This window comes from Vagococcus sp. AM17-17 (genome assembly GCF_003471765.1).
Lineage (GTDB): Bacteria > Bacillota > Bacilli > Lactobacillales > Vagococcaceae > Vagococcus > Vagococcus teuberi.
On sequence record NZ_QRJY01000002.1, the window covers coordinates 131,130 to 157,088 of the forward strand.

Consider the following 25,959-nt stretch of genomic DNA (forward strand, 5'->3'; position numbering starts at 1 on the left):
TCGCTACGTTGGCGGTTTGCCATCTCACCAACTTTTATCAGAACAGGAATCTGATAAAAACCGCTGAAAATGACTTGATGTTATTGTAGCACTAACAACTAGAAAAAACAACCTTACTTTTGTAAATCATTGTTTTTTCCCAACCAATATTTTCACGTCCACTGTTAATTTCTGAAAATAATTATCATGAGCACGTTGTTTTGCTGTCTCACTTGCTCCCCAATGAATTGGTGACATTTTCAAAACATCTTGAAAATCCTCTTCTTCCACTAAAAAATCATACGTCAAATGTTTTTCCTCAACTAACGTCATGTCTTTTATGAATTTTTGGTAGACTTTTACATTACTATATTCTTTTTTATCCTCATCATCATAATAGAAAGCCTCACGTAATTGTTTTAGATAATATGATTCAGGAATCACTTTTATGACTAGTCCATCTTTTTTTAAGACTCGACTCATTTCTTCATAATGACTTGGTGAAAAAATATTTAACAACACATCGATACTTTCCGATTTAAAAGGCATATTTGTCACGTCACCAATAAACCAAAATGCTTCTTCTGAAAAATCACTAGATAGTAATACGCCATCTTTAGATAAATCAAACCCCATTTTATGGCCTTCCACATGATGACTCGTTGCTAGTCGCTCTAAGATACTTCCTTCACCGGCTCCCATATCAACAATCAAATCATCATGACTTACGCTAGATAACAGTTTAGCAATTTCTGTTTCTAATGGCTCATATAAGCCTTTTTGAATCATTTTACGTCGATGCGATAACATCTCTTTATCATAATCACTATCCATATGATGAAGTGGAAAATGAACGGTTCCTTTTTTTGACACATCAAACTGATGATTATTTTGACAAACTAATCCACTTTGAGATAATTCAAAACTAGTGTGACATTTCGGACACTCCATGGTATTAATTGATTGGCCTAAATGGTCAAACGCATACTCTTTTTTCTTTTTAAGCATATATAAACTCCTAAATAAATGTTATGACTATCATACCATAATTTCAATCCGTAAATGATTGTTTATGCTATACTAAGATTAAACTATTGAATTAAATCGGAGGATTTCTTTGTGATGATAAAAGAATTTTGTGCTGAAAACTTTACAAATATTCCAAACGCGATTGCTTCAGGTGCAACTCGTATTGAATTATGTGATAACCTAGCTGTTGGTGGAACGACAGTAAGTAAAGGGGTTATGGCTGAAACGATGGCCTACTGTAGTGAAAAAGGTGTGCCTGTCATGGCAATTATCAGACCTCGTGGAGGAAATTTTATTTACACAGACATTGAATTAAAAATTATGGAAGCTGACATTTTAGAAGCAAGACAACTTGGTGTAGATGGTGTTGTTTTTGGTTGTTTAAATGAACAAAATAAAATCGATGTTGAAGCCATGTCTATTCTTCTAGAAGCTGCAGAAGGCATGCAAGTGACATTTCATATGGCCTTTGACGAAATGAGTCGCGATGACCAATTTTCTGCTATCGACTGGTTAAGCGAGCACGGAGTAACACGCATACTAACTCATGGGGGTTCTAATCTTGTTCCAATTGAACAACATCTTGAATACATCAATGATTTGATTTCGTATGCTAATAACCGTATCACTATTTTGCCTGGTGGCGGTATTTCTTATAAAAATATCGATACCGTTACCTCTTTTCTAAAAGTAAAAGAAGTTCACGGAACACAAATTGTGGATTTTCATTTTTAAAAAGCCTTGCGTGAGTCACGCAAAGCTTTTTATTTTTACCATTTTGATTCGATAAACTTATCTCGACCAGAAGCTTGTCGATAATTTTGATAATGAGTTCTATTTTTTTTGTAAAAATCTTGATGATACTCTTCAGCCGGATAGAATACTTGAGCTTCTTCTATTTGAGTCACTATTGGTTGGTCAAACTTGCCACTTTCTTCCAATTCTTTTTTTGATTGGGTCGCAACATCATACTGCTCTTCAGAATTATAAAAAATAACTGGGCGATAAGAGTCTCCTCTATCGACAAATTGTCCCATAGCATCAGTTGGATCTGTTTGATGCCAATAAATTTCAACTAATTGCTTATAAGTTATAATACTAGGATCAAATGTAATTTCAACCGCTTCAGTATGACCCGTTGTCCCACTACAAACTTCCTCATAAGTTGGATTGACTGTATGACCACCAGTGTAACCAGAAACTACTTTAATAATGCCAGGTAACTCATCAAATGGTTTTACCATACACCAAAAGCACCCTCCAGCAAATATTGCTTTTTCTTCCATCAAATCATCTCCTTCATCCATTTCCCTCATTTTATACAAACTTCTTTTATTCGTCACTTAAAATGATTTAAAAGGAAATAAAATTTTATTATTTACATCTTCGATATTGAAATTATATTTCAAAATCGTTATAATAAAGAAGTAAACACTGTACTATCGAAAGATTCATAAAGGATGAAAACTATGACAAAAATCAATTTAAATAACTTAACAACTGAACAACGAAATCAAGATACTTTCGGATTAGACTCAATGAGCGTTAAAGAAGCCCTTGTTTTAATGAATAAAGAAGATGAAAGAGTTGCAGAAGCCGTCCGTAAAGAACTTGATAGCATTGAACCTATCATTGAACAGACAATTAATGCTTTTAACAATGGTGGAAGACTTATCTATATGGGTGCTGGTACTAGTGGACGGCTTGGTGTTTTAGACGCTGCTGAATGTGTTCCAACTTTTGGCGTTAATCCAGATATGGTTATCGGCTTAATTGCAGGTGGAGAAAAAGCCATGACAATAGCTGTGGAAGGAGCTGAAGACTCTTTAGAACTTGGTAGAGAGGACTTGATGAAACTAAAACTAACTGACAACGATATTGTGCTAGGTATTGCAGCAAGTGGGCGGACACCTTATGTTATTGGTGGATTAAATTACGCACAATCTGTTGGAGCAACAACAGCAAGTTTATCTTGTAATAAACAGGCCAAAATCAGTCAGCACGCAGAATTTCCAATTGAAATTAATGTTGGACCTGAATTTTTAACGGGATCAACAAGGTTGAAATCTGGTACAGCACAAAAATTAGTTCTAAACATGATTTCGACCATCAGCATGATTGGCATTGGAAAAGTCTTCAACAATCTAATGGTTGATGTTAAAGCAACTAACGAAAAACTCGTTGAACGAGCAAAAAGAATTATCATGCAAGCAACTGACTGTGACTATGAAATGGCTGAAAACTATTTTTATGATGCCGATGAAGATGTTAAATTGGCGATTGTGATGATACTGACTAACAGTGACAAACATACTGCTAAAACCAAATTAGTCAATGCTAATGGCTTTGTTAAAAAGACTTTATCATAATAAAAGAACCTTCTTTACCCAATGTAAGGAAGGCTCTTTATTTTATGCTTTTTTAGTTACTCTCAATGCATCTTTAAACACTTGCATCATACTCTTATCACTATAAATAAGAACAGTTGATTTATAAACTCTTGCTGACATTCTAAGAAGTAATACGATAGCTACAACTAAAATACTTAGTGAAATCAATATCTCTGAGTTTGTCACACTATCATTTGCGATTCTAACCGGCATAGCAAATGAAGAAAAGAATGGAACAAACGAAAATATTTTAATTAAAATATTTTGAGGGTCTGACATTCCTAACATCATCGTTGGTAAAGACGCAATCATGATGAGATAAGTAACGGGGGTCACAGCTTTTGCTGCATCTTCTGACTTGCTGACAAGCGACCCAGTAAAAGCAGATAAAATCGTATAAATCAATACACCCAATAATAAGTACAATAAGTTATATCCAAGAATCCCTTTTATCAATTCATCCATAGAAACCGTCTCTAAAAATCCTTTAACTGTATCCATATCTTTAGCTAAGAAATACGCCACAATTCCTGAGAATAAATAAATAATAACCTGAGTTAAAATCACTAAGAAAATCCCCATAATTTTCCCATAAAAATGCTTAGCCGCAGTCGTACTTGATAAAATAATTTCCATAATACGCGTGCCTTTTTCAGAAGCAACTTCTTGTGCTGTAATAGATGCATACAGTAACACAATCATATACATCGCAAGAACAACAAAAAACCCTACAAACGTCAAAGCCATACGATTGTCTTTGTTTTCCTCGATTTTTCCATCTGATATTTTCACTTGCGTTTCACTCAATGAAGCTTGAGATAATAATTTCGTTACTTGATCAGATGTGAGTCCCAATGAGCTTGAATTAAGACCTAACTGCATTTGATTTAGATACCCTAACAATAACTGTTGATTCGTGCTCCCCAATGTTTCAACACCTGTGTATTGTCCAGTCAATTGGTTATTCTTAACTGAAATAACCAGATAACCATCTATTTCTTCTTTTTCTAACGCTTTTTTAGCTGTTGATTCTGTCGTAATCTTTTTATTAATATCAAAATCATTTTTAGCTAATTCAATATAACTATCTGTCATGCCTTTGTCTTCTGATACAATCGCAATTTCATTCACATCAGCAAATTTTGAGCTAAGATAACCTGTACCAAATGAAAAAGCAATCAATAAAAAAGGAGCCAATACCATCATAATAAAACTAGCAGATTTTACATGTTTTTTATATGTTTCTAGCGCAACAACCCAAAACTTATTCATCTTCTTCACCAACTTTCATCTTAAATATCTCTTCTAAAGTAGGTGGTTGTTGATTAAATACTGGTATATAATCACTAACTCTCATCGCTTCATCAAAGACCAAACGACCAACTTCTGACGATTCTAATCGAATATTATAATATCCTTCTCGTGGACTTTCTACATTAAGCACGCCTGGAATACTCTCCACTTCTTCTTTTGTTAACACACTTTCCAATTCTAAACGAGTTCGACCAAATGATTCACGAATCGATTGAACCGTACCATCAAGTACCATCTCGCCATTTCGTAACATCACTAGATGATCGCATATTTTTTCAACATTTTCCATGTTATGACTAGAAAAAATGACACATGACCCTTTTTCTTTTAATTCGATAATTCCTTCTTTTAGTAATTCAGCATTTACTGGATCTAAACCACTAAACGGCTCATCAAGAATAATTAGCTTTGGTTCATGGATTAAAGTTGCGATAAGCTGTACTTTCTGTTGATTTCCTTTAGATAATGATTTTACTTTATCTGTTTTTTTTCCTTTAACTTGAAATTTATCCATCCATTTGTCAACCAAAGGAACAATTTCTTTTTTCTTTTTACCACGCAAACGACCAAAATAAATTAATTGATCTTCAATAGTAACTTTAGGATATAATCCTCTTTCTTCTGGTAAGTAACCTATCACATTATAATCCTTTTCAGTCAACGGCTTTCCATTCCACAATACATCGCCATCATCTGTATCTAAAAAGTTTAATATCAAACGAAATGTGGTAGATTTACCTGCCCCATTTTGCCCGATTAATCCTAATATTTTACCATCTGGTATTCTAAATGACACATCATCAACTGCTGCCATATCACCAAAATACTTTGTTAACCCATCTACTTCTAACATCTTTTCCCTCCTATTAGTTAAAAAATAACATACTACTTATAAAACCAAAAATTGCTCCTATAACCATTGAAATCACCATATCTCGTCCAAAATTTTGACTTCTGTCTATTGCTTTAGGATTGTTATAAAGCTCTGGTCGTTTTCGATACATCACCTTAAAATACAACAATAACACTGCCATCATAATTGGAAAAATCATTCCGACAAATAAAACACCACTTACCATAACCTTTACCCATAGACTCATACTAAAATTATTAAAATGAAATAAAAATAAATAGATAATTAAACTTGGAAAAAACAGCCATAACGATTGTAATAACATCCATACCGTCTCATTTTTTAATCGTTCTTTATACGTTTGCCTATCAGTATAATTAAAAATATGATTACCTGTCGACTTAAAAACAAAATATCTATTTCGATAATTTTCAACTAGTGACCATCCTGAGTCTTGATAAAGCTCAACATAATCACATACATCTATTTTCTTTCCACTATAAAAATCAATCACCCACGTAGAATCTTCAGGTTTAGCTTTTTTAAAGATATAAAAACCAAAAGGACTAATTTTTTTGAGCTGCCACCCTTCTCTAGCTTCTTTAGCAAATTGAATACTTTCTTTTTCAGAATAAAATGCCAATCCTTTAGATAGTTTAATTTTTGTGTTTTTAAATACCATACACATCCACCTTATCTCCATTTAATAAAGAGCGTCCTGCCTCATAAAACATTCTCCTTCTCTCAACTTCTTTAATCAAGTCAGCCTTACCTTGGTCAGTAATAACATAAATTTTCTTTCTATCTTTATCTTCTTTTAACCTAATGTCACCTTTCTTTTCTAATTTTTTAAGTATTGTATACATACTTGCTGGTCCAATGGATACACTATCATATGTCATATCACTGATTCCTTTCATAATAGCATAGCCATGTCTAGGTTCTAGTAAACTTAATAAGATTAAGTATGTCGAGTCCGTCATTGATTCCATTTTATTTTCCCTCCCCTTTAATCTTTTTTATATTGTATATCATTCTATAATATATTGTTAACTGATATATTATAGAATGATATATTTTTTGTCAATAAAAAAATGACTTACAGCTAAAATTGCCATAAGTCATTTTAATTTTTTATTTTAATTAGTTAACTCTTACACCAAAATCTGGTGAGTAATAAGACATGCTTGTAACTTTTACAGATTCTCCAGGCTGTGGTGCATGAATATATTGTCCACCACCAACATAGATACCTACATGATACGTTGCACCTCTAGAACCCCAGAATACCAAGTCTCCTGGTTGTAACTCACTTAATGAAATCTGTGTTCCAGCACTTTCTTGAGGAACAGTCCATCCACCAATTTCTTTTCCTGCTGCTTGACGGAATACATAAGAAGTAAATCCTGAACAGTCAAATGAATCTGGTCCTTTAGCTCCCCAAACATATGGTTTACCAATATGTTTATAGGCTTCTGATACGATAGCACTTCCGTTTGCAGCTGGAGCTGAAGGTGTTGGTGCTGGAGTAGGAGTTGTTGCTACTGGAGTACTTGGAGCAGGTGTTGGTGTACTTTGCTCTGGTGTACTTTGAGTAGTTCCTTCCTTTTCATTTGGTTTGTTCTCACTAGGAGTAATATCGTTTGGTGTCACGTAATTCTCTTGTTTATCAATTTTACCAGCATTTGTATCTTCTTTTGCTTTGTTTTCAGTTTCTTTTGTTTCAACTTTTGCTGCTGCTACAGCTTTACGTTGTTCTTCACGTTTTTGTTCTGCAGCTTTTTGTTCAGCTAAGTATTGTTCTTTTTTACTTTCTTCAGTTGCTTTTTCTGCAGATAATTTGCTAACTGCTGCTTGTTGTGCTAATTCTTGGTCTTCTAACTCACCTTTTTTAGCTTCTAGAGTAACAGCTGCTTCTTGTACTTCTTTTGCTTTTTCTTCTACAGATTCTTTTTTCGTTTCAACTGCATCTTTATCTTGTTTTTGTTGTTTCATCATATCATTATTAGCACCAACTAAACGACTTGCCGCCATCACTTTTGTTAATGCATCTGATACAGAATCAGCATTTAATACTAGATCAACAACATTAGAGCTGTTTGAATCAACTTGTACAGATCTTGCTTGTTCTTTGATTGACGCATCGCGTTTTGCAATACGCGCTTCTAAATCTTTTATTTCACCATTTAAGTTTGAAATTTCTTTTGTTAGTTCTACCTGTTTTGTTTGTAAAGCAGATGCCTCGTTTTTTATTGACGAAATATTTTCTTTAATACTTGCTAATTGGTTTGAGGCTTCTTGTTCTTTAGTAGCTAATTCATTTATTTTTTTATCTTGTTCTTCTACTTTCGAATCTTTGTTAGCTGCTGTCGCAACAGTTGGAGCACCTACAGTACTTAATAACATACTACTTAACAAAACTGTTGATAATACTTTCTTCTTCAAAATTTGCCATCCTCCATTTTTCTACGTCTACATTTATTTTTTTTACTTAATTTTTTATTTAAATTTTTAATTTTACGTTAACTTTAATAATAAATAAATTTTAACATAGATACATGTCACTCGTATGATAGAAATATTACAAAAACATTTCAATCAATCATTTTATTTCATTAACACCATATACCTTTGATAACGGGATGACTAATAGACATATATATAAAACATTGATTAGTAAAGACGGTGCCAGATTACGTGTAAAAAAATCTAAAAAATTAGCTGTTGTTAACTTAAATATACTAAGTAATACTGCTCTTCCTATTGAGATAAGAGTAACAAATACAATAAAACTTAAAATCAACGTCAATGTATTTGGTTCAACATATTCGAACAAACGATACATAAAAAATACAATTATAGGGAATAAAATCAAGTTAATTCCTAATACATTATAAAAATAAGAATCGTACAGTAAGCCAATAATCGTTGCACAAATCATTAGATAAGTTTGACTCACTTTAAAGGTTGAAAACATTAGTATAAGAAGCACCAAATGGCTTGTAAACGTCATGGGAATAGACAGCATCCCCATCATTGCACTACTAACGTGGCCATCTACTAACATAGCAATAAACAATAATATAGGTAAATAGTATGGATAATATGATTTTTTTTCCATTATTCCACCTCTTGCTTCCCTGCTAATCTCTTAATAACTGTCACACTAGACACATCATACATATCAGCAACTGGAGTTACTAATACTTCTGCATTTAGGCCTGTTTTATTTTTCTTCACTTCTTTTACTTCACCAACAACCAATCCTTCAGGAGAATTGTTGCCTAAACCAGAAGTCGACACTAAATCCCCTTTTTTGATATTATCAACACTTGTTAGTTGAGAAACAATCAATGTGTGAGTTTTACTATTGTAACCTTCCATCAAACCATACGCTGTTTTTTCATCTTTAGTTTGAATCATCACAGGAAAATGATTAGTATTTTGATTTTGGGTTGTCAGTAATTCTACTTTCGAACTTCCTGATTCAGCAATAATGACACGACCAATTAACCCTTTATCTCCCATAACTGCCATGTTAGCTTCGATGCCATCCTTAGTTCCTTTATTGATAATAAGGACATCTTGCCAACTATCTGGCGAACGATTGATCACACTTGCATTAATCACGTCATAATCAGTTAAGGTATCATTGAGTTTCAACTGCTCTTTTAATTTTCTTGTTTCAGCTTTTTGACTTGCCAACTCTGCTTCTAGTGAAACACTTTTATCAATTTGTTTTTTCAATTCTTGATTTTCTGTATAAGTATTAAACAAATTATTAATACTCTTTACACCACTTTCTAATAATCTGAATGGTGCCTTGACAACATTATCTACTTTTGCAATCACATTATTCGTTTGCGACTGTCCAGGTAAACTTTTTTTATTATTATCTCTTTGCATCGCACTAAATGTTACTAACAATATGATGACTATCACTATCGTAACAGCTATAATAATATTTCGACTTGAATTATTTTTTTTCACTATTCCACCTCATAGCTCCTTATTATCTAAAAAACATACATCCTTGATTCTACCATTTTTCTTTAGTATTAACCATACAACTACCCTTTTGTTTTTAAAATTTTAATAAAGTAATGTAAGCATTATGACCTACTTTAGACTATAATGATATTAGGAAGGGGTTATTATAACAATGTCTAGCAATTATTGGTATCTATCCGAACATTTAATCAACTTTTTTCACCTGTATTATTCCTATTAGTCACCATCACACTCTTCATATTATTCGGCACATTTTCCACAAACATACCGAATAAAAAAATATTTAAAATCATCGCACTCATAGTAAGTGTAACTGTCATATTAACTATTGGTATTTCTATCTTCACGAAAGATTATCGAAGTTTGACGAAATATGAAACTAATGCTAATCGAAAAAGAAAAATAGCCATTCTTCATTACGAGAGACGGTCAAACAGCTCATCAACTAATGCTAGCTTATATGATATAAACAAAACTCTTAATCTACCATTCTATGAAAAAGAAACTGTCACAGAAACTGACTCTCTTACTTATCTTGGAAAAAATGACGTCTTTTATTTTTTTACCGACGATAAAAACATCTTTCAATTAGATTTATCAAGTGATCGACTAGTATTTCAGCCTGTTGTTCATGTATCTATCACAAAAGAATATGCTAAATTATTTGATAAGGAATTTAAAGATATCGACTTTAAAGAAAAAATTGATCCAGATATTTCGTCTATTATCGTGCCAAATTCCAAACGAGATTTACTCTATAAACCAAATGTCATAACTTATGATTTAATCAAATAAAAAAGCCGTCCCATATTAGGACGACCTTTTTTAATTTATCATTAGTTACCTTCATAAGAATCAATAATGATTTGTTTTAATTCACTAATTAATGGTTCTTTAGGGTTAGCAGTTGTACATTGATCTTCGTAAGCAAGTTCAGCCATACGATCAACTGTTTCATCCAATGTTTTTTTGCTTAATCCTTGTGCTGATAAGTTCATATCGATTCCAACACGTTTTCCTAAATCATCAACAGCTTTAGCTAAAGATTCTACTAATTCTTCTGTTGTGTTGCCTTTAAGTCCTAAGAAACGCGCGATGTCTGCATAATCTGTATCAGCTCTAAAGTAATCATATTTAGGGAACAATGCATGTTTTGAAGGATCTTTTGCATTGTAGCGAATAATATGTGGTAAAAGAATCGCATTAGTACGTCCATGAGGAATACCGTATTCTCCACCAATTTTATGAGCGATTGAGTGACAAATACCTAAGAATGCATTGGCAAACGCCATACCAGCCATTGTAGAAGCATTATGCATTTTTTCACGGTTTTCTAAGTTAGGATTTTTAACTGAGTCTTCTAAGTTTTCAAATACTAATTTAATAGCTTGTAAGCTTAAACCTCTCGTGTAATCACTTGCCATAACAGATACATATGACTCGATTGCATGAGTTAATACGTCCATACCAGTATCAGCTGTAACTGAAGCAGGAACACTCATAACAAATTGTGGATCAATAATTGCCACATCTGGAGTTAATGCATAATCTGCTAATGGGTATTTCACGTGAGTTTCACTGTCAGTAATAACCGCAAATGGTGTTACTTCCGCACCAGTACCTGATGTTGTTGGAATAGCAACCATTTTAGCTTTTCTAGCTTCAGGAATTTTGTAAGCACGTTTACGAATATCTAAGAATTTTTGTTTAGCGCCAAAGAATTCTGTTTCTGGATGTTCATAGAATAACCACATACCTTTAGCCGCATCAATAGCAGATCCACCACCGATGGAAATAACTGTGTCAGGTTGGAATTTCATCATTTGTTCTGTACCAGCATAAACTGTATTTGTTGAAGGATTTGGTTCAACATCTGAGAACATTTCAAATTTTACCTTGTTTTGACGTTTCATTAATTCATCAATCACTTTTTGAGCATACCCAAATTCAACCATACCTGGGTCACAAACGATGAATACACGTTCAACGTCTTTCATTTTTTGTAAATATTGAATTGAATTTAATTCAAAGTAGATTTTTTCAGGTAATTTAAACCATTGCATGTTATTTCTCCGTTTCGTTAAAGTTTTAGTGTTAATCAAATTAACTGCTGAAACGTTTTTAGATACTGAGTTTTTACCATAAGATCCACAACCTAAAGTTAATGATGGAATCATTTCGTTGTAGATATCACCAATACCACCTTGAGCCGCTGGAGAGTTAATTAAAATACGACAAGCGTTCATTCTTAAACCAAATGCTAGTTGTAAGTCTTCATCTTCAGAATGTAGAACAGCTGTATGTCCTTCACCATTAAGTTTTAACATTTTTTCACATAATTCTAAACCATGTTCAGTATTATCAGCTTTAAACATTGCTAATACTGGAGATAATTTTTCACGTGATAATGGATAATCTGGACCAGCATCTTCTAATTCAGCTACTAAAATTTTAGTTCCTTCTGGTACTTTAATTCCAGCATCTTTAGCAATAGATACTGCTGAATGTCCAACAATTTTAGGATTAACAGCTGTTTTTGTTTCATTCATCACGGCTTTTTCTAATTTTTCTAGTTCATTTGGTTTTACAAAGTATACTTGATGCGCTTCAAATTCTTTTTTCACTGCATCGTAGATTTCTTTATCAACAATGACACCTTGCTCTGACGCACAAATCATCCCATTATCGAATGATTTAGATGTAATTAAGTCGTTTACCGCACGTTTGATTTTAGCTGATTTTTCAACATAAGCAGGAGTGTTACCAGGACCTACTCCAAGAGCTGGTTTACCAGTTGAATAAGCTGCTTTAACCATTCCAGAACCACCAGTTGCAAGAACAATTGCAACACCTTCATGGTTCATTAATGTATTTGTTGCTTCAATAGATGGCGTATCAATCCATTGAATACAATTTTCAGGAGCGCCAGCTTTAACTGCTGCATCTCTTACAACTTTTGCCGCTGCTGCAGATGATTTTTGTGCACTCGGATGGAAAGCAAAAATAATTGGGTTACGTGTTTTAATCGCAATCATTGATTTGAAAATAGTTGTTGATGTTGGATTTGTTGTTGGTGTTACCCCACATACCACTCCGACTGGGTCAGCAATTTCGATGATTTGTTTTTGTTCATCTTCATTAATAACTCCAACAGTTTTATCATTTTTAATGTTGTTCCAAATACTTTCAGAAGCAAACATGTTTTTGATTGCTTTATCTTCATAAATACCACGGCCAGTTTCTTCTACTGCTAATTTAGCTAAAGGCATATGTTCATTCAAGGCAGCCATAGCCATTTGGTGAACGATATGATCCACTTTTTCTTGATCAAAAGTTTTCATTTCTTTTAATGCTTCTTGAGCATTAGCGACTAAATGATCAATTGTTTCTGTTACTGATTGTTCTTTTACTTCTGCTTTTTTATTTTTATCTTTCAAAGTAATACCCTCCTGAATTTAATTCGTTATGTATTTCACAAATATAATATACAATACTTTTTTCACCTTGTAAATACTTTTATGTGATTTTTTTCACTTTATTCAAGTGAATACGTTTCCTCTTAATAAAACCTTAAAATAAACATTTAAATCTGATTTCATTCTTTAGTCGAGTGATATTTTTCTTAATAATTGAAACATTGTGACTTATATCACTTTTTTGTTTTTGCTTAAACTCTATTTAAGTTTAATATATTACACTGTATGCATGTCTATTTTAAAGAGGACGATTACGATGAAATCAAAAAAGAATTTAAACGAAAAGAACACAAATATCTGATTCCAGAAGATTTATATGAAACATTTATATCAGATTTACAACATTATATGTCTACTGATAAATATGATTTACATCCTAAATATTAATTAAGATGGGAATACTAGGAGATCCTAGATAATATCTAAAAACGAATTAACTAGCTAGTTTATCTCAAACTCGTTAGTTAATGTTTGTTTTTTTGTGTACTTAAGGTACAAAAGAATTGTAAGTAAAGGAGTGAGATGATGATTAATATTTTAGTAATAGAAGATGAAAAAGAGATTTCTCATCATATCCGAGATATTTTAGTAGAGTTAGGTAATGTCGCTCAAGTCTATGATGGAGAGGAAGCTCTTTATGAGGTAGAATCAGGCGAGTATGACTTTGTTATTCTTGATTTGATGTTACCAAATATGGATGGGGTATCTATATTAAAAAAACTTAGAAACGATAAAAATAATATTCCTATTTTAATACTAACAGCTAAAGACAGTTTGGATAATAAACTGGAAGGATTTAAAGTCGGTACCGATGATTATTTAACCAAGCCATTTCACCGTGAAGAATTACTAATGAGAAGTAAAGCCATCTTAAAACGGACCTTCGAATTATATGAAGACAATACCCTTAGTTATGGCGATTTGACCTGTCTTCTATTGCAACGAGAAGTCAAATACCAAGACAATGTTCTACCAATTCAAGGAAAAGAATATGATTTGCTTGTGTATTTGCTCCAAAACAAAGGCATAATACTAACGAAAGAACAAATATTCAACCGAATTTGGGGATATGATTCTGACACTGCTTTATCTGTCGTTGAAGTCCATATGAGTCATTTAAGAAAGCATTTAAAAGAAACCAATTTAAATAAACAACTAACTACTATTCGTAACGTTGGTTATATTCTACAAAAAGAGGATGCTGTATGAAATCAACTGCCTCAAAAAAACAACGGTTAAAATTTTTCTTAATCAACTGTACTGCTTTTGCTATTCTTTTTTCTTTATTGTCTTTTATAACCATTAAAGTGATTCAACATTCTGCCTATACTGAAACTGACTCTACTTTAGAAAGAATGTCTAATGACCCAAGTTTATTGGATAAAGAAATACGAATATTGAATAAAGATGAAAACGGTGGGCACATTGGAATGCCAAAATTTAACTTTGAGGGACCAAATAATCAATTTAACACAGTGGTTATCTTATGGGGGGATGATGGAAAAATTCTAAATCAAGCAACTGTCGAAGATCGATTGGAAAATTTAGAAGAACCCACATTTGATAAAAAAAATATCCATTCAATTTCCACCATCTCTTTAAATAATACAACTAGTGACACTAATTATGCTTTCAGAAGTATTACCATTCCGACTAGTCAAAGTAGTCTTAATATTGCGTATATCCAAGTATTAGTTAATATTAACCAGATTGATGAAGCGGTTAGTCAATCGAGGATTATTATACTCATTTGTATGTTTATTTTTTGGTTATTATCGTTAGCGATTAGTTATGGTTTATCAAAATTGGCAATGCGCCCTATTTTAAAATCTTGGAAAAAACAACAAGAATTTGTGGAAAATGCCTCTCATGAGTTGCGAATACCACTTACCATTATTCGATTAAATTTAGAAAAACTATTTACTCATCCAAACAATACAATTATTGATGAGTCTAAACACATCGCGCAAGCCTTAAACGAATCACAACGTTTAACAAAACTCACAGATGATTTGCTACTTTTAGCTAATGGTGATTCTAATACACTAGTACTAGATAAGGAAACCATTGATACAAATGATTTTATCCATAGAGTACTTGATCCTTTCCAATTACTAGCTGAAGAACAAGAAAAAAACTTATCATTTACAGGGCACGATTCTTTCGAAGCCTATATTGATGTTGCTAAGTTGCATCAAGTGCTCCTAATTCTTTTAGATAATGCCTTTAAATACACACAAACTGGTGACGATATTACTGTCACCTCTAGTCTTACAACTAAAAAACAATGGGAAGTCTCGATAAAAAATACTGGACCACATATCCAAGATGATAAACTAAATCATATTTTTACCCGATTCTTCAGAGAAGATGATTCACGAAATAAGGAAACTGGTGGAAATGGCTTAGGTTTGTCAATTGCTAAACAAATAATTGAGGAACATGGAGGCACAGTTCAAGCAAAAAACATCTCGCCTGTTGGTGTTGAGTTTATGTTCAAATTGCCTCTTACTAATCCAAAAAAACCAAAACACTAAATCATGTTTTGGTTTTTTGTTTATGCTGTGATTAAACTATCATTGAATTTTGTTTTAACAAATATTAACAGGATATTAACAGCTACCCCTAACGCTTGAATTGTCAACATTAATGATACATCATAATGAAACATACCAAGAACCGATGCGATGACTGTTGGAATGAATAATGCATTTATAACAATATTTGTTGCTTCTCCATAGGTTTTAACATTAGATAAATGGTTTTTTCTAGTTAAATAAATAAAAAGACTTGTTCCAAAGACTATTAATAAACTACTAACTAGAACCAACATGCCGATAATGACTGTATAACCTATTGTACGATAGAAAATAGTTTGCTCATTCCATTTCTCTTCTACGAATGTTATTAAGTCGTCAATGGATTGAAATCCCGCAATAGATAGATTTTTATCAAATCCTATATTAATCGACTTTTCAGAATCATTAAGTATTAATTTATCTGGATAAAATACCACCATATTTTTTCCATTCTTCAGTCCACTTTTAGTCGGATTTATCATAACGTTGTTACTATGTTTCGATGTCTGTTGGTTAACAAGATTACCATCTTCAATATGAACCGTTTGCAACATCTCTTTATTAGATTCATCACTTTTTAATTGTTCGACTAGTTTCGGATATAGCGCATCTATTTTTATTGACGGCACATTTTTAGATTGAATCGAAATAGGAATCAGCATAAGAGACAATAAAAACAACGTGATAAGTATCTTTTGATACCAACGTAAAGTTTTTCTTCCTAAAAACATTTTTTTAGGATTGATTGCCTGACTAAAATAATTCATCGGAAATTTATTTTCTATCATGGATTAGATCACCCTTTCGTTCCACCTGATAATAGCCCTGATACAAAGTTTTTCTGTAAGAAGAAGAATAAAATAGAAATTGGTAAAGCAATTAGTATAGCTCCTGCTGAAAACAAGGCAATTTTTTGATCTCTAGAATTATTAATAAATGTTTGTAATCCTACTGCAACCGTGATACTTTCAGGACTTCTAAGTAAGAACTTAGCTAACATGAAATCTCCGAAAGGACCCATAAATGCCCAAAGAGCCTGCACAGCTATCATTGGTTTAACCAATGGTAAAATAATTTGCCAAAAAATTCTAAAATGGCCTGCTCCATCAAGTTTAGCTGACTCGTCTAAATCAATTGGTACAGTATCAAAATAACCTTTCATTAGCCAAGTATTCATAGGAATCCCACCACCAATATAAATCAAAGTTAAGAACCATGGTTGATCCAAGGCATTTAATAAAAGAGCCATAACATAAAAGGCTGTTAATGCTGCCATAGTAGGAACCATTTGAATGACTAAAAAGAATTTCAAGCTTTTCTTTCTACCAACAAAACGATATCTACTATATGTATAACCTGCCAAAGTAATAATCAATACTTGAAAAATCATAGTTGAAATAGCAATAATCAATGTGTTTTTATACCATGTGCCATACATCGTTTCGGAAAATAATCTAGAAAAATTCGACAATGTCCATTCGCTCGAAAAATCTAAAGTAAACGCACCTACATTCCCAGTTTTAAATGCTGTACTCGCTGTAATTAAAAGAGGATATATTACGATAATGGATAGGATAACTAAAAATAAATATGTGAAAAAATGGCTCATAAATCTTGCGCGTTTTACTGAATGATTTTTTTTCATAATTACATTCCCTCCATATCAAAGGCTTTTGTTTTCTTAAATACCATTAAAGATACGCCAATCACAATAAATGAAATAATCAAGGTAATAGCTGCTGCAACTGAATATTGTGGCGCATTTCCGGTTGTTAATTTATAAATCCAAGAAATTAAAATATCTGTTGAACCTGCTCCGCCACCAACACTTCCAGGACCACCATTATTGAACAAGTAAATCATTGAGAAGTTATTGAAATTCCCAGTGTATTGTGTCACAAAAATTGGAGCCGCAACATATAAAATCATTGGTAAGGTTATGGTTCTAAATCGTTGCAAGGCATTTGCACCATCAATTTTAGCTGCTTCATATAACTCTTCAGGAATAGATTGTAATATTCCTGTTGTCATGACATATATATAAGGAAATCCTAACCAACCTTGAATCATAATGATAGCTGTCTTAGTCCAAAATGGATCTGTTTTCCACGCTATGGGTGAAATATCAATCAGAGGTAAGTGATTTAATAAGGGTAAAATTTGTGTGTTAACCGCTCCTATACTATCGTTAAAAATATTTGAGAAACTCATAATCGTGATAAATGCCGGTACTGCCCATGGTAATAGGAAAATAACCCCAAACAGCCTTTTGCCTTTGATAAATGACTGATTACTTATTACTGCTGTTGCAACACCCAACACAATTTGTAACGTTGACGCACAAATTGTCCAAATTAACGTCCAACCTAATACGGAAATAAATGTATCTCGATAAGAACTTAAAAAGAAGATACTAAAGAAATTTTTAAATCCTACCCAATCAATCAACCCTGCAGGTGGAATATGCTTAAAATCATAATTTGTAAATGCCATAAACAAGGTCACTAAAACAGGGAAAATAATAGAAACAGTCATAACAATATATGCTGGAAAAGTTAAAATATAGGCAAATCCTTCATCAAAGACATTTAACATAATTGATTTTGCTGTTGTATTAACTTTTTCCCCTCTTTGCCAGCGTATAGCAATAGTTTTAGCATCCTTGATATTTAAAACATAAAATACAATAAATAGAAACGTTATAATTAATTGTAAGGTTCCTTCTATTAACATAAATAATGAATGATCTACTATAGGCTCTGTTCCTAATGTAATAAATCCTTGTAATGCACTAAATCCAAAAAATATGAATTCAAACACAAATACTAAAAAAATACCTAAAAAAATAATTCCTTTAAATGCTTGTTTGTTTTTGAACTGCCCGAGCCCTGGAATTAAAGACAGTAACATTGCTTTTTTTACTGTGGATTGATTTTCTACATCCTTCATGGCGTCTCCCCTACCTTCTTTAGTATAAATAAAACAGCAAAAGAATGTCTTTCGCTGTTTATAAAAGTCATTGTTTATTCACTATACTTTTGTGAAATATTATCATTAATAATTTTAACAGCTGCTTGTGCTGCTTCTTTAGGAGACATTTCCCCTGATGCTGCATCAAACATTAAGTTTTCTCCACCTGCCCAAACCTCAGCCATTTCAGGAATATTAGGCATTGGACTTGCTGATTCATATTGCTCAATAACAGCAGTGGTAATAGAATCATTTTTAGATTTTGCATATTCTCTTGCTTCGTTATTCGCTGGAACTTCTTTTGTCATATCATAGAAAACTTTTTGATTGTCTACATTTGTTAAATAATCAACAAATTTTTGACTGAGTTCTTTATTTTTTGAATAATTGCTTACTACCCAAGCTTTCCCTCCACCAAATGGTTCGTATTCTTTTCCATTAGGTAAAGTGGCTATTTTAGCTGCACCATAATCAACATTTGATTCTGAATAACCTTGAGCAGCCCATGGACCATTTATTACAACGGCTGTTTTACCATTGATAAATTGATTGTCAATAAAATCTCCAGCACTTTTTATATCCATCATCCCTTTAGGCCATACATATTGATACCATTTTGTTGCATACTCAATCCCTTCAATCGATCCCTTACTTGCTAAACCAACATCTTGAGGATTAGTTCCATCATCACCGAACACATATCCGCCATAACCAGCTAACAAACCATACGCACTATAAAAATCTGTCCATTTTGCTAAGAAAGCAACATTTTTTCCTTTTTCACCTTCAAATGCATATTTTTCATCTTTTGACATTTCTTCTAGTTGTTCAAACGTTGTTGGAGCTTCGTTAATAAGTGCTTTATTATAGTACATAATTAGCGTTTCAATAACAGCTGGAGAACCAAAATATTTACCATCCACAGTTACTTGTTGTTTATCTTTATCATTGTAATGACTGTCTTCTGATAACTTAACTTCTGCAATATGACCTTGTTGTCCCAAAGGTCCTAATCTATCATATGCTGACATCATCACATCTGGTGCTTTTCCAGCTGGCCCATCTAAAGAAAGTGCATCTAATTGATCAAACATGTCTTTTTCAACTAATTTAATTTTGATATCGTTTTCTTTTTCAAAATCACCTTTTACTTCCTCTAAGTATTTAATGTAACCCTTATCGACTGAAACGGTTAATGTATCATTTCCAGTTTCTTCTTTACTTGTTTTATTTCCACCACATGCTGTTAGTGCGACAACTGCACTAAGTGTTAATAAACCAATACCTATTTTTTTCATCTTGTTCATCTAAATTATCCCCCTATATATCAACTAACTACACTCTAAGATTATGTTGTTACACATCTCATTGCAAACGCTTTTTTGTTGTTATCGATAACATTTTTTATACAAAACAAACCCTTTTGGTTTAATGATGACTTTTTCTGAATCTAATATAATATTATGACTAAATACCACGTTTTCTTGATTATCTAAATCAATGGTTTCCGTCAAACTGTTATTAAAAATTGCAATCAGTTCTTGGTTATCTAATACTCGTTTGAAACCAACAATATTTTTATCATTATCCAATAGATTAAAATCCAAGGAACCATAACTTATAATATGTTGCTCGTTATGTCTAAGTTGTATCAACTCTTTTATAAACTCATAAAACTCTTTATCCTGTTTGTCCTCTTCCCAAACCATACATCGACGGCAATCAGGGTCATTTTCTCCTTCCATCGCATACTCTGTTCCATAATAAATACATGGTGAGCCTTGTTGCAAAAACGTAAAAGCTAATGTCATTTTTGCTAAATCTTTATCTCCATTACATAATGTCAATAGTCTTGTCGTATCATGTGAATCTAAACAATTAAACATTACTTGATTAGTTTGATTTCGATATAACATCAATTGTTCGTACAATCCACTTGCTAACTTAGTTGAACTAATATCTTTTTTAACAAAATAATTTATAATTGTTTCCGTATAGGCATAATTCATTACAGCATGGAATTCATCACCGTTTAACCAACTTTGAGAAGAATGCCAAATCTCTCCTAGTATATAGAAATCTTCTTTTAAAGAAGTTGTTTCATGATAGAAAGCTTTCCAAAAATGATGATCTACCTCATTAGCAACATCTAATCGCCATGCATCAATGTCAAATTCTTCTATCCAATACTTAGCTATTTTTAACAGATACTCTCTTACTTCTGTATTAGCTGTATTTAATTTTGGCATGCGAGGTGTAAAAGCAAAAGTGTCATAAGCAATTGTTGTTGCTCCCTCAAAATTACCATTTTTTCCGAATTCTACCGGATAACGATTAATATGGAACCAATCTTTATATTTAGACTTTTCTCCATTTTCTACAACATCCAACCATTCTTTTGAATAATACCCTGTGTGATTAAACACAGCATCCAGCATAATTTTTATTCCTTTTTCGTGTGCTTTTTCAACTAATTCTTTAAAAAGTTCTTTTGTACCAAATTGAGGGTCAATCTCAAAATAGTCGATTGTATCATATTTGTGATTTGAGCTTGCTTTAAAAATTGGACAGAAATAAATACCATTAATTCCTAGGTCTACTAAATGGTCCAAGCGATTAATCACACCTTGTAAGTCTCCTCCAAAAAAATCATCACGATCAGGATTTTTTGATCCCCATTCCAAAACATTATCTGGATCATTTGTTGTATCACCATTATCAAATCGTTCAGGGAATATTTGATACCAAACAGTTTTCTTAACCCATTCTGGCGTCTTAACTCTATCTATATCATGAAAATACGGTAACCTAAAATAATTCTCCGCTTTCATACGTGCCTGCTCAGTCATTTCAAATAACCCTCTATCACCGTAAAACACACGCTCTTTATTATCAGTTAGCTCAAACGCATACTGTAACCGCTTAAAATCGGCTGTTTTTTCAATAAACCAATAATCATAGTCTTCTGTTTGCGCAATTATTTGCATATTTTCTGAATGGTTATACCATTTAGTTTCATGAATTAAATATGGGTCTCCACTAATAAGTTTTACATTAGATACATCGTTTCTTTTGGTTCTTAACCGAATATGCATAGTATCTTTATCATATAAATAAGCATACTCACTTTCAGGTCTATGATATAAAGCTGCTTTTTCCATCTTATAATCTCTCCTATATGTTTTATGTTTTATATACAACAAATTCATATGGTGCTATCTGTTTTGCATTCTCCAAACTACCTAATAAAATCTTTGATGTACTTGGAATAACGATATCGATATCGTTTATTTGTTTATCTGATAAATTAGCTATAACTATTGCTTCTTCACTTTTGTAAAATCTTTTATAAGCTATAATCTCAGGAGGTGTATCCAAAAAATATACGTGTCCTTCTTGGAATAGCGAAGTCTTTTTTAATTCAAGTAACTGTCTGTAAAAATTTAATATACTATGATCATCTTTTTCTTGATCCAAAACGTTAAAACCATGTTCTTGATTGACACTGTTCCACGGAGAAACTGATGAAAAATCAGCATATTCTGTTGAATTCCATTGCATACAACCTCGACTAACTTCTTTATGTTTTTCGGCTAAACTTCTTAATACTTCCTTTGGTTTATATCCTTGTGTTATCAGGGACTGATATTCTTCAACTATTTTTTTATCTTCAAAGAAATCAATTGTTGGAATGTCCAAGTTTTTCATCCCTATTTCTTCCCCATAATAAATAATAGGTATCCCTTTTAATAAATACATCACTGTTGCAAACGACTTAGCACTTTCGTTCCTATAAAAACTAGTGTTACCAAATCGTGACAACACACGGGGCATATCGTGATTATTCCAATAAAGAGTAGGCTTTTGCTCATCCGATAATTCATTTTGCCATTTATAAATTGATTCTTTAAAGGAAATAAAATCTAAGGAAGTAGGTAAATGATTCTCTTTCTCGAAATGACTTGTTTCCCTAAAATGATCAAATGAAATAATGGTACTACATAAGTTTTCCGAAATATAATCTTTACCTATAGTTGGCGTTGCTGATGCTGCTTCACCTAAAATAAAAACATCTGGTTTTATTTTTTTTATTTCTCTAACAAAATGAGATAAATAGTGTTTAACCTTTGGCAAATTTGCATAGTATTCTTCGGCTATCACAGGTTCGCAACTATTAGTTTCTTTTTGTTGATTAAAATCAGCTTTAGCTATATGAATAAACGCATCTAACCTAAAACCATCAATGCCTTTACTTATCCAATACTTAGCTATATCTAACATTGCTTTTTGAACTTCTAGGTTTTCCCAGTTTAAATCTGGCATTTCTTTATCAAACAGATGAAAATAATATTGATGACTCAATTTATCCTTTTCCCATACTGATCCGCCAAAAAAAGAGGCCCAATTATTTGGCTCTTCACCATTGATACCTGCATCTTCCCATATATAGTAATCCCGGTAAATATTATCTTTTCCTTTTAAAGCTTCTTGAAACCATGGATGCTTTGATGATGTGTGATTTAATACTAAATCAAAAATTATTTTTATTTCTCGTTTATGAGCTTCTTCTATTAACGTTTCTACATCATCGACATTTCCAAAAATATCATCAATCGCATAAAAGTTAGAAATATCGTAACCGTTATCAATTTGTGGTGAAACAAAAATTGGGTTTATCCAAATTGTATTAATCCCAATACTTTTAATATAATCTAATGTTGAAGTAATCCCTTTAATATCACCTATACCATCTCCATTAGTATCTTTAAAGCTCTTGGGGTACACCTGATAAATAATTGCTTCCTGCCACCAATTTTTTTGCATGCTCTCCCTCCTTATCTAACATCAGTCTAGAAAATGTTACACTAACATACAAGCAAAAAAATAGTGTTAACGTTAACATTATTGATATAGTAACACTAGGATAAGGATATTTAAAAATATATGATGAAAATTATACGAATACAGGTATAATCATAATTAAGAGAACCTTGTAAAGGAGTGTACGACTTTTATGGTAACTTTATCTGATGTTGCTCGAAAAGCAAATGTTTCAAAAATGACAGTTTCAAGAGTCATAAATCACCCAGAAAAAGTAACAGATGAATTAAAAGAACTTGTTTTTCAAGCAATGAAAGACTTAAATTATAAACCAAATGCTGCAGCTAAAGCATTAGTTAATAATAGAACGCAAGTCATTAAATTCTTTATACTAGAAGAGATTGATACCACTGAACCTTATTATATGAACCTATTAATGGGAATTTCAAAAACCTTAGACCAAAACCAATACACTTTACAATTAATCACTCAAAATAGTTTTGATTTAGGACAAAGTGATGGCTATATCATAACAGGTATGAGAGAAAAGCACTCTGAGTGGATTGAACGGCTTGAAAAACCATTTGTTCTGTTTGGTGAAAACCGTTACGGGTATGATTATGTAGACACAGATAATTCTTTAGGAACGACTTATGCTACCGAATATGCGATAGATATGGGATATACCAATATTGTATACATTGGCATCGACGTTAAAGAATCCTTTGAGTATTCTCGTGAAGCAGGATATATCAACACCATGCAAAAATACAAAATGGTACCAAAAATATATCGCTTCGATAATCGCTCACGATATACTTTTGACTTTATTACAAAAAATATTCACCGTTTCCCTAAAAAAACTACCTTTATTTGCAGCTCAGATAGATTAGCTATTGGAATTGAAAGAGGGATACAGAATAAAGGAGAAAAATTACCTGATGACTATGGTATCATCGGTTTTGACGGAGTATTTTTAGATCAGATTGCTCATCCACAACTAACTACTATTAAGCAGCCTGTCATTGAGATGGGAATGGCTTGTGCGACAATGATTCTTAATAAAATCAAACAAGATGGAGCACCTCAAGGAAATGAACTTTTCAATCCAACTCTTGTTATTAGAGGTACGACCATGGAGAAACTATAATAAAAACATTCCATTAATTTTTCAATGGAATGTTTTTACTCTCTATGATATTAAAGTTCAGTAAAAAACCACACTAATTTTTCAAAAGGAATCAATTCTTCCTTGTCGTATAAATCAACATGATTGGCTCCTTCTATCTCAAACAATTCTTTTGGTTCATTTGCTAAATCATATGCTGTTTCACTAAATGCACATGAATGTGCTTTGCTTCCCATTATAAACAAAATTGGACGTGGTGAAATAGATTTAATATAAGATAATAAAGTAAAAGATATTTAAATATCATTCTATTACAATTAACTATGTTAAAAGACCAATAAATGGATTTAAATCCATTTACTGGTGTTTCATACTTTAGATTTTAGCCACCTCAAATATTCTCTCAATCAATGCCAATACATCTCTTACTTCTTCATTTTTTACAATTGGTGTTGCATTATTAACTACAACATTGTAGAAATTTTGATAAAATCCATCATAATCTGCCTCAACTTCGACAATTGGTAACGTCGTTGTCGCATCTTCTGAAGGAGGTGACATTGTTTTAGTTAGTCCTTGTCCTGCTTTAATTGGTACTAAGTTATGATGATCAATCACGCCTGTTTGTTTCACTACTTTTCCAGATAGGTCCCAATCATCAATGACAGCTGTTCCTTCCAAACCTTTGACATACCAACGTGGTAATTTAACAAAATTGGTTGTACCAACTTCAACTAACGCTTTGACACTATTTTCAAATGTGATGTCCGCAATAAAGCCATCATCCACTTCATCACCTAAAATATAGCTTAAATCAGCGGATACCTCTTTTACTGGACTATCTACCATAAAAAGAAGTTGATCCAATAAGTGAACGCCCCAATCAAGTAACATTCCACCGCCATGTTTTTCTAAATGACGCCAATCTCCTGGAATACCATTTGCTCCATGAACACGCGACTCAATTTGAAATAGTTCGCCAATTGGTTTCTTTTGATACATATCTTGAATGATTAAAAAGTCATTATCCCATCGTCTGTTTTGATGCACCATAAACACTTGACCTGTTTCGTTTGATACTTTAATCACTTCATCTAACTCTTGTGCTGACATCATCGCTGGTTTCTCACAAATCACGTGTTTTCCACTTGTCATCGCTTGGATAGACAACTCTTTATGCACATCATTAGGGGTGGCCACTAACACTACATCAATCGTGTCATCAGACAGTAATTCTTCTAACGATTTGTATGTTTTAAGACCAGCTTCTTTCGCAATTTCCATACGTTCCGATTTTATATCATAAGCACCTGTCACTTGTACACCATCTTTTTGTTTAATTAATTCCCGGTAATGGTAGCTTCCCATACCACCGTAACCAATAATTCCTATATTAAGCATTTGACGA

Annotated in this window: 24 protein-coding genes; 6 read left to right on the forward strand and 18 right to left on the reverse strand. The window is 32.5% G+C overall.

The window, feature by feature from the left end; genetic code table 11:
- Window positions 1-126 precede the first annotated feature (126 nt).
- Window positions 127-987, reverse strand: coding sequence for a putative RNA methyltransferase (locus DW196_RS04415; protein WP_118250374.1), 861 nt, complete (start codon window positions 985-987; stop codon window positions 127-129).
- A gap of 114 nt (window positions 988-1,101) precedes the next feature.
- On the opposite strand from DW196_RS04415, the gene DW196_RS04420 reads away from it, so the two are divergent.
- Window positions 1,102-1,743 carry a copper homeostasis protein CutC gene (locus tag DW196_RS04420; RefSeq protein WP_071457879.1) on the forward strand — a complete coding sequence of 214 codons (642 nt, stop codon included), beginning with the start codon at window positions 1,102-1,104 and terminating at the stop codon, window positions 1,741-1,743.
- A 35-nt stretch (window positions 1,744-1,778) separates the two neighbouring features.
- Here DW196_RS04420 and msrA read toward each other — a convergent pair whose 3' ends face one another.
- Window positions 1,779-2,294, reverse strand: a complete 516-nt coding sequence (msrA, locus tag DW196_RS04425; RefSeq protein ID WP_118250375.1) for a peptide-methionine (S)-S-oxide reductase MsrA — start codon at window positions 2,292-2,294, stop codon at window positions 1,779-1,781.
- 183 nt (window positions 2,295-2,477) lie between these two features.
- On the opposite strand from msrA, the gene murQ reads away from it, so the two are divergent.
- A complete protein-coding gene (murQ, locus tag DW196_RS04430) occupies window positions 2,478-3,377 on the forward strand; it encodes an N-acetylmuramic acid 6-phosphate etherase (RefSeq protein WP_118250376.1) in 900 nt (299 codons plus the stop codon).
- Between the two features lie 42 nt (window positions 3,378-3,419).
- Here murQ and DW196_RS04435 read toward each other — a convergent pair whose 3' ends face one another.
- The 7 genes from DW196_RS04435 to mreC all read right to left on the reverse strand — a co-directional run bounded on the left by DW196_RS04435 (window position 3,420) and on the right by mreC (window position 9,555).
- Complete coding sequence (locus tag DW196_RS04435; RefSeq protein WP_071457495.1) at window positions 3,420-4,670, reverse strand: ABC transporter permease; 1,251 nt, start codon at window positions 4,668-4,670, stop codon at window positions 3,420-3,422.
- Window positions 4,663-5,565 (reverse strand): ABC transporter ATP-binding protein, encoded by a 903-nt coding sequence (locus DW196_RS04440; RefSeq protein ID WP_118250377.1) that lies wholly within the window; start codon window positions 5,563-5,565, stop codon window positions 4,663-4,665. Before DW196_RS04440 ends, DW196_RS04435 begins: the two co-directional genes overlap by 8 nt.
- A 13-nt stretch (window positions 5,566-5,578) precedes the next feature.
- A complete protein-coding gene (locus DW196_RS04445; protein ID WP_071457497.1) occupies window positions 5,579-6,247 on the reverse strand; it encodes a DUF2812 domain-containing protein in 669 nt (222 codons plus the stop codon).
- Window positions 6,237-6,557, reverse strand: a complete 321-nt coding sequence (locus DW196_RS04450) for a PadR family transcriptional regulator (RefSeq protein WP_071457498.1) — start codon at window positions 6,555-6,557, stop codon at window positions 6,237-6,239. Before DW196_RS04450 ends, DW196_RS04445 begins: the two co-directional genes overlap by 11 nt.
- 151 nt (window positions 6,558-6,708) lie before the next feature.
- Window positions 6,709-8,010 carry an NlpC/P60 family protein gene (locus DW196_RS04455; RefSeq protein ID WP_118250378.1) on the reverse strand — a complete coding sequence of 434 codons (1,302 nt, stop codon included), beginning with the start codon at window positions 8,008-8,010 and terminating at the stop codon, window positions 6,709-6,711.
- Between the two features lie 157 nt (window positions 8,011-8,167).
- Window positions 8,168-8,686 carry a rod shape-determining protein MreD gene (gene mreD / locus DW196_RS04460; protein ID WP_118250379.1) on the reverse strand — a complete coding sequence of 173 codons (519 nt, stop codon included), beginning with the start codon at window positions 8,684-8,686 and terminating at the stop codon, window positions 8,168-8,170.
- Entirely contained in the window at window positions 8,686-9,555 is an 870-nt protein-coding gene (gene mreC / locus DW196_RS04465) for a rod shape-determining protein MreC (protein WP_079347210.1), read from the reverse strand. The genes mreD and mreC overlap by 1 nt, the downstream gene beginning before the upstream one ends.
- A 384-nt stretch (window positions 9,556-9,939) precedes the next feature.
- On the opposite strand from mreC, the gene DW196_RS04470 reads away from it, so the two are divergent.
- Window positions 9,940-10,371 (forward strand): hypothetical protein, encoded by a 432-nt coding sequence (locus DW196_RS04470; RefSeq protein WP_147408667.1) that lies wholly within the window; start codon window positions 9,940-9,942, stop codon window positions 10,369-10,371.
- A 41-nt stretch (window positions 10,372-10,412) separates the two neighbouring features.
- Here DW196_RS04470 and adhE read toward each other — a convergent pair whose 3' ends face one another.
- Entirely contained in the window at window positions 10,413-13,013 is a 2,601-nt protein-coding gene (adhE, locus tag DW196_RS04475; RefSeq protein ID WP_118250381.1) for a bifunctional acetaldehyde-CoA/alcohol dehydrogenase, read from the reverse strand.
- A gap of 564 nt (window positions 13,014-13,577) precedes the next feature.
- On the opposite strand from adhE, the gene DW196_RS04480 reads away from it, so the two are divergent.
- Together DW196_RS04480 and DW196_RS04485 are read left to right on the forward strand one after the other, a co-directional pair.
- Window positions 13,578-14,261, forward strand: coding sequence for a response regulator transcription factor (locus DW196_RS04480; protein ID WP_118250382.1), 684 nt, complete (start codon window positions 13,578-13,580; stop codon window positions 14,259-14,261).
- Window positions 14,258-15,589, forward strand: a complete 1,332-nt coding sequence (locus DW196_RS04485; protein ID WP_118250383.1) for a cell wall metabolism sensor histidine kinase WalK — start codon at window positions 14,258-14,260, stop codon at window positions 15,587-15,589. The genes DW196_RS04480 and DW196_RS04485 overlap by 4 nt, the downstream gene beginning before the upstream one ends.
- A gap of 20 nt (window positions 15,590-15,609) precedes the next feature.
- Here DW196_RS04485 and DW196_RS04490 read toward each other — a convergent pair whose 3' ends face one another.
- The 6 genes from DW196_RS04490 to DW196_RS04515 all read right to left on the reverse strand — a co-directional run bounded on the left by DW196_RS04490 (window position 15,610) and on the right by DW196_RS04515 (window position 23,425).
- A complete protein-coding gene (locus DW196_RS04490; RefSeq protein ID WP_118250384.1) occupies window positions 15,610-16,419 on the reverse strand; it encodes a hypothetical protein in 810 nt (269 codons plus the stop codon).
- Window positions 16,420-16,427: 8 nt separating this feature from the next.
- Entirely contained in the window at window positions 16,428-17,276 is an 849-nt protein-coding gene (locus tag DW196_RS04495) for a sugar ABC transporter permease (protein ID WP_118250385.1), read from the reverse strand.
- A 2-nt stretch (window positions 17,277-17,278) separates the two neighbouring features.
- Entirely contained in the window at window positions 17,279-18,580 is a 1,302-nt protein-coding gene (locus DW196_RS04500; protein ID WP_118250386.1) for a carbohydrate ABC transporter permease, read from the reverse strand.
- A gap of 74 nt (window positions 18,581-18,654) precedes the next feature.
- On the reverse strand, window positions 18,655-19,908 hold the full coding sequence (locus DW196_RS04505) for an extracellular solute-binding protein (RefSeq protein ID WP_118250387.1): 1,254 nt from the start codon (window positions 19,906-19,908) through the stop codon (window positions 18,655-18,657).
- 81 nt (window positions 19,909-19,989) lie between these two features.
- On the reverse strand, window positions 19,990-21,762 hold the full coding sequence (locus tag DW196_RS04510) for a glycoside hydrolase family 13 protein (RefSeq protein ID WP_118250388.1): 1,773 nt from the start codon (window positions 21,760-21,762) through the stop codon (window positions 19,990-19,992).
- 22 nt (window positions 21,763-21,784) lie between these two features.
- A complete protein-coding gene (locus DW196_RS04515) occupies window positions 21,785-23,425 on the reverse strand; it encodes an alpha-glucosidase (protein WP_118250389.1) in 1,641 nt (546 codons plus the stop codon).
- A gap of 190 nt (window positions 23,426-23,615) precedes the next feature.
- Between DW196_RS04515 and DW196_RS04520 the strand changes: the two genes are divergently transcribed.
- On the forward strand, window positions 23,616-24,572 hold the full coding sequence (locus DW196_RS04520) for a LacI family DNA-binding transcriptional regulator (protein WP_118250390.1): 957 nt from the start codon (window positions 23,616-23,618) through the stop codon (window positions 24,570-24,572).
- Between the two features lie 50 nt (window positions 24,573-24,622).
- On the opposite strand, the gene DW196_RS11335 is transcribed toward DW196_RS04520, so the two are convergent.
- Together DW196_RS11335 and DW196_RS04525 are read right to left on the reverse strand one after the other, a co-directional pair.
- On the reverse strand, window positions 24,623-24,787 hold the full coding sequence (locus tag DW196_RS11335) for an alpha/beta hydrolase (protein WP_157093661.1): 165 nt from the start codon (window positions 24,785-24,787) through the stop codon (window positions 24,623-24,625).
- Window positions 24,788-24,926: 139 nt separating this feature from the next.
- Window positions 24,927-25,952 carry a Gfo/Idh/MocA family protein gene (locus DW196_RS04525; RefSeq protein WP_118250391.1) on the reverse strand — a complete coding sequence of 342 codons (1,026 nt, stop codon included), beginning with the start codon at window positions 25,950-25,952 and terminating at the stop codon, window positions 24,927-24,929.
- Window positions 25,953-25,959: the final 7 nt, after the last annotated feature.